Genomic DNA, 17,179 nt, shown 5'->3' with positions numbered 1-17,179 from the left:
CCGGCGGGAGCGAAGCCCGTCGTACGTCCGCGCGTGCGTCAGCGGCAACGCCCCCCGATCGATGCCCGGTTGAGAGAAGCCTGCCGACGCCAGGCCGCAGCATCCGTGGACCCGTAGCACCTGGATCGCCATCCGTCCCGCAACCTCCGCTTCGCGCCTGACAAGGCCGCATCTGCCTGAATAATTCGGCACCCGGTACAGAGGAAGAGGGGATCTGGTGACCCGTCGCACCAACACGTCCTGCCTGGGCATGGCCGTCAAGGGCTATCTGATGCTGAACCTGTGGATCGCCGTCGGCTACGGCCTGGCATTGCCGGTCACCCTCCCCGACCTGATGGCGTCGCAGAAACCGCCGCTGTACGTGCAGGGAGCGGAGCAATACGCGGTCGTCTACGGCATACCCGTCGTCGTGGCTCTGGGCGTGGCCCTGTTCGCGAGCCGCCGGCGGTCCTGCGCCCGATGGGCCCTCCTCACTCGCGCCGCGGCGGTGCTCGTGCTCGGTCAGGTCGCCGCCCACTGGGCCGCGGTCCGGTTCGACGCGCCCGAGTGGACTGGCCGCGCGATGGCGCAGTGCGGTGCCTCGGGTCTCACCGCGTACCTGTGTCTGGTGGCGGTGCGCTGGTGGGACAGGGGCGGCTTCAACTCGCGAGGCCGCCGCCCGGCTCCGGGCGAGATCTGGCACGCGGTGGTTCCGTTCAGGGACACCCGGGGATCCAAGGAACGCTATTGCGTGGTCATGAGGAACCGTCCCCACTACGCGGAAGTCCTGAAGATCACCAGCCAGAACAAGGACGACCGCGACGACCACATCCGTATGCCCAACGACGGCTGGGACTTCACCTCCGGCAAGGACCACTGGGTCGAGATCGGACCCCAGCCGCTCAGAGTGCCGTACGAAGATTTCACCGACGGCCGCCCCAAGGGCCGCTGCCCCCGAACGGTCTGGCGCCGACTGCGGGACCGGCGCCCCGCGCCCACTGCCTCCGGCGCACCGAGCGCGTGGTCCCGGGTTACGCAGTATCTCGGCTGACCCTGCTGACCCTGCTGACCCGGCAGAGCGATCGGGGCTTCGAGCCGACCCCGTTCACCTGGTCCGAAGCAGCCGAAGACATCGCCGGCTCATTCGCCTGCTTCCACCGAGGGATCGGTGGCGCAGCTCCTCAGCCGATGAGGGTCGCCTTCGGGCGGACCACGCAGAACTCGTTCCCCTCCGGGTCGGCCAGCACCGTCCACGACTCCTCGCCGCTCTGCCCAACGTCCGCTCTGCGGGCCCCGAGGGCGAGGATGCGGTCGATCTCCGCCTCCCGGTCGTCGGCCGCGGACGTCAGATCGAGGTGCAGGCGGTTCTTGACGGACTTGTGGTCCGTCACCGGCATGAAGCAGATGCCCACCGGCGCCGTCTCGTCCGGCCCGATCACGACCTCCCGCTCCCGCTCGGAGAGGATCCGCCAGCCCAGCACCTCGGCCCAGAACCGGGCGAGTGAGGGGAGGTCGTGCGCGTCGATGACGATGTGGTGCAACGAAAGGGGCATATCTGTCAATGTGCCCCGGTTTTGCCGGACCGGCAGTGCCGGAAGGGCATCAGGGCGGCATCCGGCGGACAGGCGGGTCGTACGACCGTACGACGCCGGAGATCTCCCCGAGTGGCGCCTACTCCCCGCCGGCCCGGAAGTAGTGGCCCTTGTCGAGGTCCTCGATCAGGCCCGGCTCGGTCGGGTGCCATCCCAGCAGGTTCCGCGTGTGCTTGCTGGACGCCGGGCTGTCGAGGCCGATGAAGCCCGACAGCCAGGTGAAGTGCTCGGCCGCCTCCTCTGCGGGGACGGAACGGGTGGGCAGATCGAGGTGGCGGCCGATGACCTCGGCGACCGAACGGAGCGGCACGCCCTCCTCGGCGCTCGCGTGGAGGACCGAGCCCGCCGGTGCGCCCTCCAGGGCGAGGCGGAAGAGGCGGGCGGCGTCGCCGCGGTGCGCGGCGGGCCAGCGCTGCGTGCCGTCGCCGATGTACCCGGCGACGCCCTTGTCGCGGGCGATGCCGATCAGAGCCGCCATGAATCCGTTGTCACCCTCGCCGTGCACGGTCGGGGGGAGGCGTACGACGGACGAGCGGACGTTCCGGTCGGCGAGGGCGAGGGTCACGTGGGCGGTGCCCATCCGGGTCCGCGGGCCGCCCGGCAGATGCGTGGACAGCCCGTCCGGCGTCAGGCCGTCCGCTTCGGTGCTCACGCGACCCGGGGCCAGTCCGACCAGCCCCGACGCGATGACGAGCGGCCGCCCGGACCCCGCCAGCGAGTCGCCGAGTGCCTCGACGGCGCTCCGGTCCGCGTCGGCGGCGTCCTGGAATCCGCCGGAGAAGGCGAGCTCGTGTTTGAACGCGAGGTGGATCACGCCGTCCGACGCCTCGGCTGTCGCGCGCAGGACGTCGAGGTCGTCGAGGGTGCCGGACACGGTGTCTGCCCCGGCCTTCTTCAGGGCCGCGGCCGAGGCGTCCGAGCGGGCGAGCCCGACGACCTGATGTCCCGCGCCGATGAGGTCGGGGACGAGTGCCGAGCCGATCCAGCCGGATGCCCCGGTGACGAAAACGCGCATGAGAAAGCCTCCAGTCCGGGTGTCGCCCTCGCGCCGGGAGGGCGCGTGGGGTGACCCAGCGATGTCAGTGACTGTCATCGAACCTAGCATTTGATGTCAGCGACTGTCATCGAACCTGGAGGGTTTGATGACAGTGGCTGTCGTCGAACGGGGGCTTGATGTCGCTGACGGCCGTCGAGGCGCACGGGTCTGATGTCAGTGGCGGTCGTCGAGGGCGGACCGGTGATGTCAGTGACTGCCATCCAGTACGATGCCGGGCATGGGTCGATGGCAGCCGGACGCGCGCGGCCGCCTCGCACGGGCGGCACTGGAGCTCTACGTCGAGCGCGGCTACGACCGCACCTCGGTGGCGGAGATCGCCGAACGGGCGGGGCTGACGGAGCGGACGTTCTTCCGGCACTACTCGGACAAGCGTGAGGTGCTCTTCGCGGGTTCGAGCGAGTTGCGGGAAGTGCTCGCGAACGCCGTCGCGCAGGCTCCCGAGTCCGCCACCCCGCTGGACGCCGTGGCGGTGGCCCTCGAAGCCGCCGCGGCTGAGCTGGAGCGCCGCCAGGAGCACGCGCGGCAGCGGCAGTCCGTGATCGACGCCAACACCGAGCTGCAGGAGCGCGAGCTGATCAAACTCGCGTCACTGTCCACGACGCTCTCGGACGCACTGCGACTGCGTGGCGCCGACGAAGCCTCCGCCGGCCTTGCCGCGGAGGTCGGGATCGCCGTCTTCAAGTTCGCGTTCCGACGCTGGGTCGATCGGACCGAGGCGAAGGAACTGACGCAGTTCATCCGGGAGTCGTTGGCCGGTCTGAGGGCCGTGGCCGCGGACGCGTGACGTCGCGTCCCTGACCGATCGAAGTCGCCCCGCACAGAAGGTAGTTCACTGTCCCGGTGCATCGAGGCGCGACACGGATGCCCGGGTCGCGTCGCGAGGATGCGGTGGGCGGGCCGACGCCGTGGGCCGTCACCGGTGGCCGGCGTCAGGGCCGGAGCACGATCTTGCCGTGGGTCTGCCGCAGTTCCAGCTCACGGAACGCGTCTCGCACCCGCTCCAGCGGGTAGGCGCGGGCGATGGGCACCTCCAGCTCCCCTCGCGCGGCAAGCCGGGCCAGCTCGCCGACCACCACCGCGCACGCCGCCGCGCCTTCTCCGTAGGTTCCCGCACCGACCCTGGCCGCGGCCTGCCAGTCGCGGATCGTGTTGATCCGCTCGGGCCGCACGCCCAACTCCACTGCCAGCTCTACATAGCCGTCGCCGAACGTGTCGATGAACGCGTCGACCTTCCCGCCCGAAGCCTGCCGGATCCGTTCGGCCACGCCCTCCCCGTACTCGACCGGCACGACACCGTGATCCTTCAGCCAGGCGTGGTTCCGCCCGCTCGCCAGCCCGATCACCGTGGCCCCGTGCCGTCGTGCGAGCTGTACGGCGAGGGACCCGACGCCACCCGCCGCACCGGACACGACGACCGTGTCGGCCGGTCCGGGGTCCACCGCGAACACGGTGGCGTACGCGGTCGTACCGGCCACGTACAACGACCCGGCGACTTCCCAGGAAAGACCCTCCGGACGCGAGGTCAGCTTCACGTCGTCCACCACGACGAACTCCGCATGGCTCGCCCTGTTGTGGGTGAAGCCAAGAACCTCGTCCCCCACCGCGAAGCCGCGCACCTGCGGACCGGCCTCCACCACGACACCGGCCAGATCGCTGCCCTGCCCCGAGGGGAACGTCGCCGGCCAGCGTCCGTGCCGCGCGCCCTCGCGGATCATCGTCTCGCCGGGCTGGATCCCGGCCGCGCGAACCTCGACCAGCACCTCCCCGGGGCCGGGCGCCGGGCGTTCCACCTCCTCCACCCGCAGCACATCGATCCCGCCGTACTCGTGGAACCGCACCGCCTTCATCGCGTGATCACCGCTCTTCCTCGTACGGACCCGGTCTTGGACGGCTGCGCCTCGGAACGGCCACGCAACGACCGTGCCATCGCACACAACGGCTCAGGAGCGGAGCTGTGTTCCCAGAATCAACGCCCGAGAATATGTCGACCGACCTTCGGAGAGGCTCTGGCCACGGGTTCGGTGAACGGGCACATCAGGTGGTGCCGCCCTGTCATGCTGGGCGTGCCCTGCACACCGAGAGGACTTCATGTCAACGAACCACGACATAGCCTTGTTTGCCGAGCGGCCATGGTTCGCGGCCAACGAACTCCTGGCGTTCGTGGTGGAGATCGTCGCGCTGGCATGTCTGAGCTGGTGGGGATTCACCACCGGTCACGGCCAGTTGCTCCACATCCTGCTCGGCGTGGGGACGCCCCTGATGGCCGTCGGGCTCTGGTCGTTGTTCGCGGCACCGAAGGCGCGACTGCGGCCCGGACTGCCCCTCGTGCTTGTGGTCAAGACAGTTGTGCTGGGCGGTGGCGCGGCAGCTGTGTACGGAGTCGGGCACCCCGTTGCCGCCGTGGTCATGGCCATCGTCGTGGTCGCGAACACGGCGGTGGCCGAAACCCTTCGCCGTACCGTGCCCGGCCGGCCCACGGAACCGGAGGGCACGACCGGCTCACCGGAGTCCGGCTGAGACCCGTCTAAAGGGCGCCCATGGCACCCAGAAGAGGATTCACGCGTGGAACTCGGTGAGATCGATGGCGTGGATGCTCAGCGGGAAGCCGTACACCGGGTGCGTCGTCTCGCTCTCCGGTTTCATGCCGAGCTTGCGGACGACGTTCTCCGAGGCCTCGTTGCCCAACCGGTTGATGCTGATGACGCGGTCGAGGCCGCGGTCCTGGAGCGCGAACTCCAGTGTGGCGTGGGCGGCTTCGGACGCGTAGCCCTGGCCCCAGAACTGTGAGCCGAACCGCCAGCTGATCGCCACGGCGGGCAGCACCTCAGGCAGGTACTCGGGCACGGACAGTCCCGCGAAGCCGGCCATCTCGCCCGAGGCCAGCAGTTCGACGGCGAAGAGGCCGAAGCCCTCCTCGTCCCATTCGTCTTCCCACTGCTCGATCGCCTCGGCCGTGGCGTCCAGGTCGAGGACCTCCCCGTCGTCGATCCAGCGCATGACATCGGGGTCCGCGTTGATGTCCGCCATGGGGGCGAGGTCGTGGTCGTACCAGCGGCGGAGCAGGAGGCGGGGGGTGCGGATCTCGGTCATGACACCCATCCTGCCTTACCGGTGAGGCACCGGCCGGTGGCCGGGGTGGTGGCCGGGGTGGTGACACACTGCTCCGGAGCGCGGCCGGGGAGCGGTACCGGCCCGACGGGGACCTCGGCGGCCTTCACTGCCTGGCGGAGCCGTCGCGTTGGTTCCTTCGCCCGGTGGCGGCGACGTCACGCATGGCCAGCAGGAAACGTCGTACCGTGGCCAGATCCTTCTCGTCGAAGGTACGCATCGAGGACACCATCTCGCTGATCAGCGGCCCGAAGAACGACCAGCCCAGAGTGACGGCCCGGTCCGTGACGGTGAGCAGGATCCGCCGGCGGTCGCGGGTGTCCCGTTCCCGGCGGACGAGCTCCAGACGTTCCAGCCGGTCGATCAGGGCTGTGGTCGATGCCGAGTTCACTCCCAGCTGTGCACCGAGCCACCCGGGCGTCGCGGGCGTGTCCGCCCGTCCGGCGTCCAACAGGTGGATCAGCGCACGCACATCAGTGGGATGCAGCCCGTGCAGGCCGGCGAACTCGGCGGCGAAGAGATCCAGCTCCACGGTGACGGCTCGTAGCAGATGGACCAGTTGCAGGTCCGGGTCCCGATCGTCCACGGTGTCCCTCCTGGCGTATTATCTCGTTCATCGAGACTATCGGTGGTCGAGTAATCATAAGGCGGCGATCATGGGTGGCGAGGCGGCATTCCTCTCGGCGTACGACACCGTTCTGGAGCAGTGGCCCGTCGAGGTCGACAGCGTCGATGTGCCGTCTCCCTACGGCACCACCCGGGTCCACATCAGCGGCCCCAGGGACGGCACCCCGCTCGTACTGCTGCCCGGCGGCGGGAGCACCTCGGTGGTGTGGTTCGCCAACATGGATGCCCTCGCCTCCGGCCATCGGGTGTACGCCCCCGACCTGATGGGCGACATCGGGCGGAGTGTGCACGACGGGGCGCCGCTGCGTGGCGCCGAGGACCTCATGACCTGGCTCGACACGCTCTTCGACGAGCTGTCTCTCGACGGCGCGGACCTGTGTGGCCACTCCTACGGTGCCTGGATCGCCCTGAACTACGCTCTGCGCGCACCCCACCGGATCGGCCGCCTCGCGTTGCTGGACCCCACGAACTGCTTCGCCGGCATGAGCCTCGGATATCTCCTGCGCGCCCTGCCGATGCTGCTCAGCCCCAGCGCCGAGCGCGTGGAGGCCTTCCACCAATGGGAAACGGGCGGTATCCCCGAGAATCCCGCCTGGCGGGCGTTCCTGGGAAGCACCGCCGACGCGCGCCGGTCAAAGGTCGTCGCCATGCGACGCCCGAGGCCGGGGGATCTGAGGGCCTGCGCCGTTCCGGCCCTGGTACTCCTGGCCGGGCGCAGCCGTGCCCACAACGTACGGCGGGTGGCCACGGAGGCCCGCCGTCTCATGCCCGGTGTGAGCGTCGACCTCCTTCCGAACGCCTCCCATCATTCCCTTCCCACGGAACAACCGGCCGAACTCAACCGTCTGCTCACACGGTTCCTGGCCTGAGCGGTCCAGCCGTCGTCGGACCGCTGGGCAGGCCGCGCACATTCCCGTCAGGCCCGAACGGGCCATAGTTTTGGACCTGTCGACCGGGGCAATCGGCCGTCATGGAGACGAATGACGGCACGGACGAAGTGATCGAGACCCAGGGGGACGAGCATCACGTCGTCCTCAGCGCCGATACCAACGGCGACGGAAGGACCGACGTCTGGATGACCGACACCACAGGTGACGGCAAGGCCGATCTCTACCAGTTCGACACCACCGGTGACGGGGAGATCGACCTGACGATGGTCGAACGGGCCGACGAGCCGGGCGTGGACCGGGTCGTGGTCGAGGGCGACGGCGGCCACCCGATGGACACCTGAGTTTCCGGCACGGCACGGCACCGCACGGCACGCGCAGGAGCCGGCCCGGCCGTCGGATCGAACCCCGTGACCCGTTCCCCCGTGCCGCCGGGCCCCCGCGCCCGTGGGCCCGGCGGCACAGGGCCCGTGGGCACGCGACATCGCGCTTACGCGGTGCCCGTCAGCGGGCGCAGTACGGTCGCGCCGGCGCGCAGGATCGCGGACACGGGCGGTCCCACCCACCGGGTCAGTTCGCGCGGAAGCGCAGGGTCCAGTTCGATCGTCACCCGGACGTATCGCGTGTCCAGCCGCGCGACCTTGACGTGGCGGGGTGCGGCGACATCCGGTTCCCGCTGCAGGGCGGCCCGGTAGGTGTCCTTGCGCTGATTCACATCGTGTCCTGACGCTTGATGAGCTCGTCCGCGAGGTCCATGTACGCCGATCCCTTGACCTCGACAGGACTGCCGAACGACTGGGAGTACAGGTCGAGTCGGGGAATGTGGGTGGACAGGACGTCGAAGCCGCGCTCGGTGAGCGCTTCGCGGGCGTCCGCGTCAGGACCGGTACGCGTGGCGTCGGGACGGTTCGTACGGTTCAGCAGCACGGCGGAGCGGGCCGGCCGGGCCCGCAGGGACTGTACGTCGCCCATCTCGCCGCCGATGGGTGCCATGCGGTCCAGCTCGATGGGGGACGGAGTCACCGGCACGATCCACTCGCTCGCGTACCGCATGACGCTGCGGGCGATGTGGGCGTGGTCCTCCATCTGCGGGGCGTCGAACACCACGGCCTGCCGGTCGCCGAGGAAGTCGTTCACGCGCCGGTGCACGTCGCCCACCGGAAGCGAGAACACGGGGAAGGGGAAACCCCCCGCCAGTTCGCTCCACCGCAGCGCCGAGGACGCGGGGTCACTGTCCACCAACAGCGGTGAGAAGCCCGACTCGTGCAGTGCGTGAGCCAACCACACCGCGCTCGTCGTCTTGCCCACTCCGGGTTTCAGGTTCACAAAGGCATAGCTCATCGACACAAGGAGCCACGCTAGTGACCGCGAGGGACCCGCGGCCGTCCATCCGGGGCGTACCGTCCCGTCGTTCACCCCGCGGCGCCGGTGAATCATTCCAATGGACCAACGCGGTGTGCCCCCGCACAAACCCAGCCCACCACCGCTGTGCACCCGCCTCCCGAAGGCGCTGTCCCCTGTACGCGGCATCCTGCGGCTGATGCCATGCCCGGCATGTCTCCCGTATCTCCCTCAACTCCTTTTCCGGGCGCACCGACCGGCCCACACGCATCAGCGGCATCGGAGCGCCACCGGTGAGCGCCGGAGACGGAGAGTCGCTCGCCGTCATGGTCTTCCTCGGCTTCGTCGCCGTGTCCCTGCTGCTGTGCGGGCTGGCGGCGGCCGACCTGGACGACCCCGAGCACTTCTACGCCGGCGGCAGCGCGGCCTTCGGCCCGGTCGGAGGCGGGCTGGCCGTCGCCGGTGACTACATCTCCGCGGCCACCCTGCTCAGTACGACGGGCGCGGTCGCCCTCGACGGGGCGGACGGCGTCCTCTTCGCGTGCGCCACTGTCGTCTCGCTGTACCTGGTCATGCGCATCCTGGGTGAACCCCTGCGCCGCAAAGGGGTGTTCACCCTGGGCGACTTCCTCGCGGACCAGCTCGGCGCCCACTCCGTACGCCGCGCTCTCGGCGTCGCCACCCTCGTCGTCCTCACCCCGCTGCTCCTGGTGCAGCTCTCCACCGCCGGACGCATCATGGCGGCCATGTTCGGGCTCCCCGACGGCGCGCTCACCGGGTGCACCGTCGCCGGAGGCGCACTGATGGTCTGTACGCCGCGTTCGGGGGGATGCGCGGCATCGGATACGTGCAGATCCTCAAGGTCGGTGTGGCGCTCACCGCCATGCTGCTGCTCGCCGGGGTCGTCCTCGCCCGGTACGGATGGTCACCACCGGCCCTCTTCGACGCCGCCCGGGACCACTCCGGAGCGGGCGCCGACTACGCGCGCCCCGGACTCCACTTCGGCCACTCCGTCGCCGGGCGCCTCGACCTGATCAGCTTCGAGGCCACCCTCCTGGTCGGGGCCGCCTGTCTGCCGCACATCACCATGAGGCTGCACCCGGTCAAGGAGGCCCGCACCGCGCGGCGCGCCGTCGGCTGGGCGGTCGGCCCCGTCGCGGTGGTGTGCGCCGGGGTCGTGGTGGCAGGGCTCGGTGCCTGCGCCCTGATGGGCCGGGACCTGGTGCGGGCCGCCGACCCCGGGGGAGACCGGATCGTCAGCCCCGGTGATTCCCGCCGGAGTTGACGTCCCGCCCCGGCTCGACCAGCCGGGCCAGACTGTCCAACGCCATCCGCGTTCCGGTCTCGTTGTCGGCGGCGGGCACCGCGTCCGGCACTCCCTCGTGCACGATGACCACCTCGGTGCCGCCGTCCGTCTCGGTCAGCTCCGTCGTCATCGTCATCTCACCGCGCAGCCCGGGATCGGCCGTCTCGAACTCGACGACCTCGACCACCCGCTCGTCCGGGACGAGCTCCACGAAACGGCCGTGGTACGTGTCGGTGTGCGCCTCCGACTTGCCGGCCGCGTTCGGTACGTCATAGGTGAGCGAGACCCGGAACGCGCCACCCTCGCGGGCGTCGAACTCGTGCACCTCGCTGCGCATACCGGTCGGCACCCGCCACTGCGCGACAGCGGTCGCGTCCAGCAGCGCCCGGTAGATCTCTGCTCGCGAGGCATTCACCCGCCGCGAGACGCGCGTCGTATACACGTCCTTCAGGCTACACAGGAAGGCGGGGCCGTCGATTCCGTCGGGCCGGGATGGGGCGCGATCCCCAAGTTCCGCTTGTGCGCGACCCCTTGACTGCTCTGGTTCAGACCTTTAGCGTCACGGCACACGCCGGTTCACAGGTGAACCCAGAATTCATCTATATGAACAACCGTGCGCGGTTGTTCGCCACCCGCACCGGCGGAGAGCGGAACGCCTTCCCTTCCCCCACGATCAGCGAAGGACGTCAACATGACCCGTTCCAGGCTTCTGGCGACGGCCACCGTCGCGGGCTTCGTCGCCGCGGTGACCGTCCTGGGCACCGCCAGTGCCGGCGCCGCCGACCCGAAGGTCGCGCCCGGTGGCAACTTCGACCTGTCCGTCTGGCAGTTGCAGGAGCCCGTCGGTTCCCCGGGCTCGCCCACCACCATCTCCTCCGCCCGGCTGCAGGGGGCCAACGGCTACCAGGACGCGTACTTCTACACCGACACACGCGACGGCGCGATGACCTTCTGGGCGCCCGAGAAGGGCGTCACGACGCCCAACTCCTCCTACGCCCGCTCCGAACTGCGGGAGATGAACCGCAGTGGCAGCGCGGCGGACTGGTCACTCGGCGGCAGCCACCGGCTGAATGCGACGCTGCGGGTCGTCTCGGTCACGTCCAACGTATGCGTCGGCCAGATCCACCTCGGCTCCGGCGGATCGTCCACCAAACCGCTGGTGGAGCTGTACTACCGCTCCAGCGGCGACATCGTCGTCGGCACCGAGAACTCGCCGTCCGGCGGGCAGACGACCCACACGGTGGGACACGTGGCGGTCGGCAAGACGTGGACCTACACCATCGCCGTCTCCGGCGGTAACACCATCGACCTGACCGTCAACGGCAGCACCACGCACTACTCGATTCCGTCGTCGTTCTTCCCCTACAAGCAGTACTTCAAGGCCGGCTCGTACAACCAGTCGTCCTCGGACAGCACGACGAAGGGGGCGCGCGTCGCCTTCTACGGCCTGAACGTCTCGCACGGCTGACACGTCGTCGCACGCCGGAGAGGGGTGAGCGCGGCGCCTTCGCCGCACTCACCCCTCTCACTTGGAACGCCCGCTCAGAGCGACGTCATCACGTGCTTGATCCGGGTGTAGTCCTCGAAGCCGTACGCGGAGAGGTCCTTGCCGTAGCCGGACTGCTTGAACCCGCTGTGCGGCATCTCGGCGACGAGTGCCATGTGGGTGTTGACCCACACACAGCCGAAGTCGAGGCTCTTCGACATCCGCATCGCCCGCGCGTGGTCCTCCGTCCACACCGAGGAGGCCGGCGCGTAGTCCACCCCGTTGGCGTACGCGACGACCTGGGCCTCGTCCGTGAACGCCTGGGGTCATGACCGGGCCGAAGACCTCGTTCTGGATGATCTCGTCGTCCTGCTTGAGGCCGGAGACCACGGTCGGGGCGTACAAGTAGCCCTTGTCGCCGACCCGGTGACCGCCCGGCTCGACCCTCGCGTGCTCGGGCGGCCGCTCGATGAAGCCGCTGACCTGGGCGAGCTGGTTCGCGTTGTGGTCTCGAACGCGGCCACGGGATCGGGTGGGGCGGGCGGTCAACGGGGTTGGCGCAGGCCCGCGATGAGGAGCTCGACCAGGCGTCGTGCGTCGTAGCGGGAGTCGTTGTGGGCGCCGATGCAGAGGTTGCCGACGCCGCGCATCAGTTCGTAGGCCGTCAGGCCGGGGCGGATCTCGCCGGACTCGGCCGCCGCGTCGAGGAGTTGGGCACACACGGGGAGGAGGCGGTCGAGGAAGTAGGTGTGCAGGGCGTCGAAGGCTGTGTTGTCGGGCTGCAGAACGGCGGCGAGGCCGTGCTTGGTGACGAGGAAGTCGACGAAGAGGTCGATCCATCGGGCCAGCGCGGCATGAGGGGAGGCGCAGTCCCTCAGCAGGGCCGGTCCCGCCTCGGCGCAGGCTTCGACCTGGTGCCGGTAGACGGCGACGATGAGATCCGCCCGGGTCGGGAAGTGCCGGTAGATCGTGGCCGTTCCGACGCCGGCCGTGGCCGCGATGTCGCGTACGGGTGCCTCCACGCCTGACGTGGCGAAGACCGCGGCGGCCGCGTCGAGCAGCGTCTCCTGGTTGCGCCGGGCGTCGGCCCGTCTGGGCCGGGCCGCCTGCCTGGCGGTGGTCTCGTCGCTGTCGCTCATCGTGCCCTTCTCTCCGTTCTCACCGTGATCGGAACTCCGTTCTCACCGTCGCCGGGTCTCGCACGGTGGCCGGGCCGTCAAACGGAACATCGTTCCGTATCGCCTTGCTAAGTGGGACAGTGTTCCGTATCGTCAAGCGGGACGGCGTTCCGTTTGTTCATGATGGCAGATCCGGGACCCGACAACCAATCCGCGCTGCCACCACGCTTCACCCGCAATGGAGGAGACAGGTCATGCAGTACCGCACCTTGGGCCGTACCGGTGTACAGGTCAGCGCCCTCGCGCTCGGCGCGATGAACTTCGGCAGTATCGGGCGTACCACCCAGGACGAGGCCACCGCCATCGTCGACGCAGCCCTCGACGGCGGGGTCAATCTCATCGACACCGCCGACATGTACGGCGACGGCGAGTCGGAGGAGATGGTCGGCAAAGCCATCGCGGGCCGCCGCGACGACATCGTGCTGGCCACGAAGGCGGGCATGCCCATGGGCGACGAGCGCAACCATCGGGGCGGTTCGCGCCGCTGGCTGGTCACCGAGTTGGACAACAGCCTGCGCCGTCTCGGTGTCGACCACGTCGACCTCTACCAGATCCACCGATGGGACCCGAGCGCCGGCGACGAGGAGACGCTGTCGGCCCTGACCGACCTGCAGCGCGCGGGAAAGATCCGCTCCTTCGGCTCCTCGACCTTCCCCGCCTACCGCATCGTGCAGGCCCAATGGGCCGCCCGCGAACATCACTTGAGGCCCTACGTCACCGAACAGCCCAGCTATTCGATCCTGCAACGGGGGATCGAGACCCATGTCCTGCCCGTGACCGAGGAGTACGGGCTCGGTGTCCTGGTGTGGAGCCCCTTGGCCTCGGGCTGGCTGTCGGGCGCCGTCCGGGCGGGCCGGGAGATCACCACCAGCCGCTCGACGTTCCTGCCGCAACGCTTCGACACCACCATCCCCTCCAACCGGGCCAGGCTGGACGCCGTCGAGAAAGTGGCCGAAGTCGCCGACGAGGCCGGCCTGACCATGATCCAGCTCGCGCTCGGATTCGTGACGGCGCATCCCGGCGTGACGAGCGCGCTCATCGGTCCCCGCACGCGGGACCACCTGGACGCGCAGCTCGCCGCGGCCGACACCGTGCTCCCCGCCGACGTACTCGACGCGATCGACGCGATCGTCGCCCCTGGCACGGACCTCGCCGCTCACGAAAAGTTCGACACTCCGCCCGCGCTCCTCGACCCGTCACTGCGACGCCGCTGACCGTCCGGAGACCGGACCTCCTCATCCTCGCCCGCAGCTCCCGAGACGGCGGGCATCGCGCGGGTGCCGGGCGAGGATGGCCCCTTCTCCCTCCATCGTGCCGGTGTGCCCCCGTCGGCGTCGCCGGTGCCGAAAGGAGCCACATGTCGCCCGACCGGAAGTACCTGCTGACCATGGACCGCGAGGGCACCCTCATCGTGCGGGACGCGGCCACGGTCGTTCCCTGACTTCGTGCGTGCGCGTGTGCGTCGGGGTCCAACTGGAGCGCTGATCCCCATAGTTGGACGGGACAGGTGCCATTCGTCGAGTGCCCCAACTGCGGCCGGGTCTAGCCGGTGGTTCCGTACGCGGCCATGAACATGTCCAGGAGACCGTCGACCGCGTCCTCGTCGATGGGGCGGGTCGACAGCAGGCTGCGGTAGTACAGAGCGCCGCACAGCAGCTCGGCGGCGAATTCCAGGTTCGCTTCCGAGGTCAGTTCGCCGGTGTGCTGGGCGCGGGTGATCCGGTCGAGGGTGCTCCGCTCGACGGTGGCCAGGAAGCGTTCGTGCAGGGTCGCCCGTAGCGCGGGATCGCCCTGCGCCTCGGCGATGACCGCGCGGTAGACGGGGCCGATCGGCGGGCTGGAGAGGGCGAGGCCCGAACGGAGGAACTGTTCGCGCAGATCCTCGCGGACGTCCCCCGTGTAGCGGTAGTCGAGGTCGCTGGTCCACACGCGGGTGAGCGCGTCGAGCAGCAGCGCCGCCTTCGAGGGCCAGCGACGGTAGATCGTGTGCTTTCCGACCCCGGCCCGGCGGCCGACGGCCTCGATGCTCAGGCCCGCGTACCCGACCTCCGCGGCCAGATCGAGGGTTGCCTGCAGCAGCTCGTCGGTGCGTGCGGCACCTCGGCGCCGTGGCGCGGCGGGCGGGTCGGTCATGAGGCCATTTTATCGGCACGCGCCGTGCCGTTGACAATGCCGGGGGTGGCACGGAATATTCGGTCGGTATCGGCACGGTGCGTGCCGATGACGGAAAGGTGGCAACGTCACCATCTGTGAGCCCAAGATTCCGTCCATCGGATCCTCAAGGGGAGCTCTGTCATGAGCAGCACGGAAAGCGGTAAGCACGAGGGATTCACGGCCGAGGAGCGGGCCGCGATGAAGGACCATGCCCAGGAGCTGAAGAAGGAGGCCCGCCGCAGCTCGCGCGCGGACAAGGCGGCCGAGGCCGAGCGCGACGTCCTCGCGAAGATCGCCGAGATGCAGGACTCCGACCGGATCATGGCCGAGCGCGTCCATGCCGTCATCACAGAGGGCGCTCCCGTCCTCGCACCCAAGCTCTGGTACGGCATGCCCGCCTACGCGCTGGACGGGAAGGTCGTCTGCTTCTTCCAGTGCGCGGAGAAGTTCAAGGCGCGTTACGCGACCCTCGGGTTCAGCGATCAGGCGAAGCTGGACGAGGGCACGATGTGGGCCACCGCGTTCGCCCTGACAGAGATGACGGCCGAGGCGGAGGCGCGGATCAGCGCGCTCGTGAAGCAGGCCGTCAGCTGAGGCGCAGGCGGACGCGCGTCACCGCGCGGGACGGGTCCGGTCCATGGCCGGGGCGCCGGCCAGGCCCACGCCCCGGGCGCCTTCATACGCACCCGCGGTTGGTCGCCCCGGGGCGACCAACCCCGACCATGCCGCCCGCGGACGCCGCGGAAGGCGACGTCGTCCCAGGGCGGTTCCGTCCGACGTCAGCGGCTCTTGCGTACCCGGGCCGCCGCACGGGCCTCCGCGGCCTTGCGGGCGTCCGCCGTCTTGCGCGACTCCTTCGCGGCGCGCCCCGGACGTGTGCCGATGCCGCGGAAGGGCGCGTTGCCGGTGCTGGTCTTCGGCCCGGTCGGCGGGCGCTTGGCCCCGGTGATGTCGGCCAGTGCCGCCTCGCCCGAGCGCACCTGTGTGACGGTCGGCCGGATGCCGGCGTCGGACATCAGCCGGTTCACATCGCGCCGCTGGTTGGGCGTGACCAGGGTGACCACGCTCCCGGACTCCCCGGCGCGCGCCGTGCGCCCGCCCCGGTGCAGGTAGTCCTTGGCGTCGGCGGGCGGGTCGACATTGACGACGAGGTCGAGGGCTTCGATGTGAATGCCCCGGGCGGCGACGTTGGTGGCCACCAGCACGTTGATCTCGCCGTTCTTGAACTGGGCGAGCGTGTGCGTGCGCTGCGGCTGCGACTTGCCGCTGTGCAGGGCGGAGGCCCGGATGCCACTGGCACGCAGATGACGGGTGAACTGGTCCACGCCGGCCTTGGTGTCCAGGAACATCAGCACCCGGCCGTCCCGGGCGGCGATCTCGGTCGCCGTCGCGTACTTGTCGGCGGCGTGAATGTTCAACACGTGGTGTTCCATCGTGGTGACCGAGCCCGCCAGCCGGTCGACCGAGGCGAGAACCGGGTCGTGGAGGTACTTCTGTACGAGCTGATCGACGTTGCGGTCGAGCGTGGCCGAGAACAGCAGCCGCTGTCCGTCGGCGGGAATCTGATCAAGGAGGTCCGAGACCTGCGGCAGGAAGCCCAGGTCGCACATCTGGTCCGCCTCGTCCAGCACCGTGATGCGCACGTGGTTCAGGACGCAGTCCCGGCGTGACACCAGGTCGGTCAGCCGCCCCGGCGTCGCGATGAGCACCTCGACGCCGGTCCGCAGTTGCGCCTGCTGCCGGTTGATCGACAGGCCACCCACCACCGTCGCCAGTCGCACGTTCAAGGTCTGCGCATACGGTTCCAGCGCGTCGCTCACCTGCTGTGCGAGCTCCCGGGTCGGTACGAGAACCAGCGCCAGTGGCCGCTTCGACTCCGCTCGGCGGCCTGCTGTGCGGGCGAGCAGGGCCAGGCCGAACGCCAGCGTCTTGCCGGAACCGGTCTTCGCCCGGCCGAGGACGTCGTGCCCGGCCAGCGCGTTGGGCAGTGTCGCGGCCTGGACCGGGAAAGGCTCCGTCACCCCGAGGCCGGTCATCTTGTTCACCAACTCCGGCGGCAGGCCGAGTGCGTCGAACGACGCGGCCGGAGGCAGGCCCGTGGAGAGGGTCTGTGGTGTCGAGACGTCGCCCTCCGGCGCTGTCGTCGGCCGGCGCTCGCCGGCATCGGAGAGTCCAGGGTCCGGCGGCTTCGCGTTCATGGGGAACCTTCCTCAGTCTGACGCCCGGAACGCCCCGGGGCCCGTGCCTCTTGGCACGGGCCCCGGCGACTTCGAAGCGTGCGCCCATTTTACCAGCGGGCACACGGGCGCCCGCCGGTCCGGTGGCAGGGACGTGCGGGGCCGGAGAGGACCCCCATGTGACCTACTACCTTGCGATCGGCGCGACGGTGTGGCCAGTCTCTCCGCAACGAGTCTCCGAAGAACTGTTATCCGAGGTTCCGCGGGCGGTCTCCCAGGCAACGGCA

At 69.7% G+C, this 17,179-nt stretch carries 20 protein-coding genes and 2 pseudogenes; 10 read left to right on the top strand and 12 right to left on the bottom strand.

Annotated features, from left to right (window positions below):
- The first annotated feature begins 217 nt into the window (after positions 1–217).
- The gene (locus ACZ4N5_RS35800) at positions 218–1,030 is read left to right on the top strand and encodes a hypothetical protein (protein ID WP_467761199.1); all 813 of its coding nucleotides are present in this window, start codon (positions 218–220) and stop codon (positions 1,028–1,030) included.
- Positions 1,031–1,160: 130 nt separating this feature from the next.
- Here ACZ4N5_RS35800 and ACZ4N5_RS35795 read toward each other — a convergent pair whose 3' ends face one another.
- Together ACZ4N5_RS35795 and ACZ4N5_RS35790 are read right to left on the bottom strand one after the other, a co-directional pair.
- Complete coding sequence (locus ACZ4N5_RS35795; RefSeq protein WP_467761198.1) at positions 1,161–1,532, bottom strand: VOC family protein; 372 nt, start codon at positions 1,530–1,532, stop codon at positions 1,161–1,163.
- 118 nt (positions 1,533–1,650) lie between these two features.
- A complete protein-coding gene (locus ACZ4N5_RS35790) occupies positions 1,651–2,586 on the bottom strand; it encodes an SDR family oxidoreductase (protein ID WP_467761197.1) in 936 nt (311 codons plus the stop codon).
- 259 nt (positions 2,587–2,845) lie between these two features.
- Between ACZ4N5_RS35790 and ACZ4N5_RS35785 the strand changes: the two genes are divergently transcribed.
- On the top strand, positions 2,846–3,412 hold the full coding sequence (locus ACZ4N5_RS35785) for a TetR/AcrR family transcriptional regulator (protein WP_467761196.1): 567 nt from the start codon (positions 2,846–2,848) through the stop codon (positions 3,410–3,412).
- A gap of 145 nt (positions 3,413–3,557) precedes the next feature.
- On the opposite strand, the gene ACZ4N5_RS35780 is transcribed toward ACZ4N5_RS35785, so the two are convergent.
- Positions 3,558–4,475, bottom strand: a complete 918-nt coding sequence (locus ACZ4N5_RS35780) for an NADP-dependent oxidoreductase (RefSeq protein WP_467761195.1) — start codon at positions 4,473–4,475, stop codon at positions 3,558–3,560.
- 241 nt (positions 4,476–4,716) lie between these two features.
- On the opposite strand from ACZ4N5_RS35780, the gene ACZ4N5_RS35775 reads away from it, so the two are divergent.
- The gene (locus ACZ4N5_RS35775) at positions 4,717–5,145 is read left to right on the top strand and encodes a YrdB family protein (RefSeq protein ID WP_467761194.1); all 429 of its coding nucleotides are present in this window, start codon (positions 4,717–4,719) and stop codon (positions 5,143–5,145) included.
- A gap of 39 nt (positions 5,146–5,184) precedes the next feature.
- Here ACZ4N5_RS35775 and ACZ4N5_RS35770 read toward each other — a convergent pair whose 3' ends face one another.
- Positions 5,185–5,718, bottom strand: a complete 534-nt coding sequence (locus ACZ4N5_RS35770) for a GNAT family N-acetyltransferase (RefSeq protein ID WP_467761193.1) — start codon at positions 5,716–5,718, stop codon at positions 5,185–5,187.
- 124 nt (positions 5,719–5,842) lie between these two features.
- Positions 5,843–6,322: a MarR family winged helix-turn-helix transcriptional regulator gene (locus ACZ4N5_RS35765; RefSeq protein ID WP_467761192.1), complete on the bottom strand. Its 480-nt coding sequence runs from the start codon at positions 6,320–6,322 to the stop codon at positions 5,843–5,845.
- A gap of 70 nt (positions 6,323–6,392) precedes the next feature.
- On the opposite strand from ACZ4N5_RS35765, the gene ACZ4N5_RS35760 reads away from it, so the two are divergent.
- On the top strand, positions 6,393–7,232 hold the full coding sequence (locus ACZ4N5_RS35760) for an alpha/beta fold hydrolase (RefSeq protein ID WP_467761191.1): 840 nt from the start codon (positions 6,393–6,395) through the stop codon (positions 7,230–7,232).
- Between the two features lie 101 nt (positions 7,233–7,333).
- Entirely contained in the window at positions 7,334–7,594 is a 261-nt protein-coding gene (locus tag ACZ4N5_RS35755; protein ID WP_467761190.1) for a hypothetical protein, read from the top strand.
- Between the two features lie 146 nt (positions 7,595–7,740).
- On the opposite strand, the gene ACZ4N5_RS35750 is transcribed toward ACZ4N5_RS35755, so the two are convergent.
- Both ACZ4N5_RS35750 and ACZ4N5_RS35745 read right to left on the bottom strand, forming a co-directional pair.
- Entirely contained in the window at positions 7,741–7,965 is a 225-nt protein-coding gene (locus tag ACZ4N5_RS35750) for a hypothetical protein (RefSeq protein ID WP_467761189.1), read from the bottom strand.
- The gene (locus ACZ4N5_RS35745; RefSeq protein ID WP_261705162.1) at positions 7,962–8,591 is read right to left on the bottom strand and encodes a ParA family protein; all 630 of its coding nucleotides are present in this window, start codon (positions 8,589–8,591) and stop codon (positions 7,962–7,964) included. Before ACZ4N5_RS35745 ends, ACZ4N5_RS35750 begins: the two co-directional genes overlap by 4 nt.
- Positions 8,592–8,917: 326 nt before the next feature.
- Between ACZ4N5_RS35745 and ACZ4N5_RS35740 the strand changes: the two are divergent.
- Together ACZ4N5_RS35740 and ACZ4N5_RS35735 are read left to right on the top strand one after the other, a co-directional pair.
- Positions 8,918–9,292, top strand: a pseudogene (locus tag ACZ4N5_RS35740) (sodium:solute symporter family transporter); the annotation flags it as partial.
- 128 nt (positions 9,293–9,420) lie between these two features.
- Complete coding sequence (locus ACZ4N5_RS35735; protein WP_467761188.1) at positions 9,421–9,876, top strand: sodium:solute symporter family transporter; 456 nt, start codon at positions 9,421–9,423, stop codon at positions 9,874–9,876.
- Here the strand turns inward: ACZ4N5_RS35735 and ACZ4N5_RS35730 are convergent.
- On the bottom strand, positions 9,848–10,339 hold the full coding sequence (locus tag ACZ4N5_RS35730) for an SRPBCC domain-containing protein (protein ID WP_467761187.1): 492 nt from the start codon (positions 10,337–10,339) through the stop codon (positions 9,848–9,850). The genes ACZ4N5_RS35735 and ACZ4N5_RS35730 overlap by 29 nt on opposite strands.
- Positions 10,340–10,588: 249 nt before the next feature.
- Between ACZ4N5_RS35730 and ACZ4N5_RS35725 the strand changes: the two genes are divergently transcribed.
- Positions 10,589–11,365 (top strand): polysaccharide lyase family 7 protein, encoded by a 777-nt coding sequence (locus ACZ4N5_RS35725; protein WP_467761186.1) that lies wholly within the window; start codon positions 10,589–10,591, stop codon positions 11,363–11,365.
- Positions 11,366–11,439: 74 nt separating this feature from the next.
- Here ACZ4N5_RS35725 and ACZ4N5_RS35720 read toward each other — a convergent pair.
- Together ACZ4N5_RS35720 and ACZ4N5_RS35715 are read right to left on the bottom strand one after the other, a co-directional pair.
- A pseudogene (locus tag ACZ4N5_RS35720) lies at positions 11,440–11,890 on the bottom strand (aldehyde dehydrogenase family protein); the annotation flags it as partial.
- 38 nt (positions 11,891–11,928) lie between these two features.
- Positions 11,929–12,522: a TetR/AcrR family transcriptional regulator gene (locus tag ACZ4N5_RS35715; protein WP_467761185.1), complete on the bottom strand. Its 594-nt coding sequence runs from the start codon at positions 12,520–12,522 to the stop codon at positions 11,929–11,931.
- A 233-nt stretch (positions 12,523–12,755) separates the two neighbouring features.
- Here ACZ4N5_RS35715 and ACZ4N5_RS35710 point away from each other — a divergent pair, with 233 nt between their 5' ends.
- Complete coding sequence (locus ACZ4N5_RS35710) at positions 12,756–13,775, top strand: aldo/keto reductase (RefSeq protein WP_467761184.1); 1,020 nt, start codon at positions 12,756–12,758, stop codon at positions 13,773–13,775.
- A gap of 328 nt (positions 13,776–14,103) precedes the next feature.
- Here the strand turns inward: ACZ4N5_RS35710 and ACZ4N5_RS35705 are convergent, their stop codons facing one another.
- A complete protein-coding gene (locus tag ACZ4N5_RS35705; RefSeq protein WP_467761183.1) occupies positions 14,104–14,694 on the bottom strand; it encodes a TetR/AcrR family transcriptional regulator in 591 nt (196 codons plus the stop codon).
- A 162-nt stretch (positions 14,695–14,856) separates the two neighbouring features.
- Here ACZ4N5_RS35705 and ACZ4N5_RS35700 point away from each other — a divergent pair, with 162 nt between their 5' ends.
- Positions 14,857–15,309 (top strand): iron chaperone, encoded by a 453-nt coding sequence (locus ACZ4N5_RS35700; protein ID WP_467761182.1) that lies wholly within the window; start codon positions 14,857–14,859, stop codon positions 15,307–15,309.
- A gap of 185 nt (positions 15,310–15,494) precedes the next feature.
- Here ACZ4N5_RS35700 and ACZ4N5_RS35695 read toward each other — a convergent pair whose 3' ends face one another.
- On the bottom strand, positions 15,495–16,913 hold the full coding sequence (locus ACZ4N5_RS35695) for a DEAD/DEAH box helicase (protein WP_467761181.1): 1,419 nt from the start codon (positions 16,911–16,913) through the stop codon (positions 15,495–15,497).
- Between the last annotated feature and the right edge of the window lie 266 nt (positions 16,914–17,179).

The organism is Streptomyces sp. NPDC026500, from assembly GCF_055567635.1.
The sequence above is the reverse complement of the archived record's forward strand: the minus strand, read 5'-3'. Positions and strand labels throughout refer to the sequence as shown.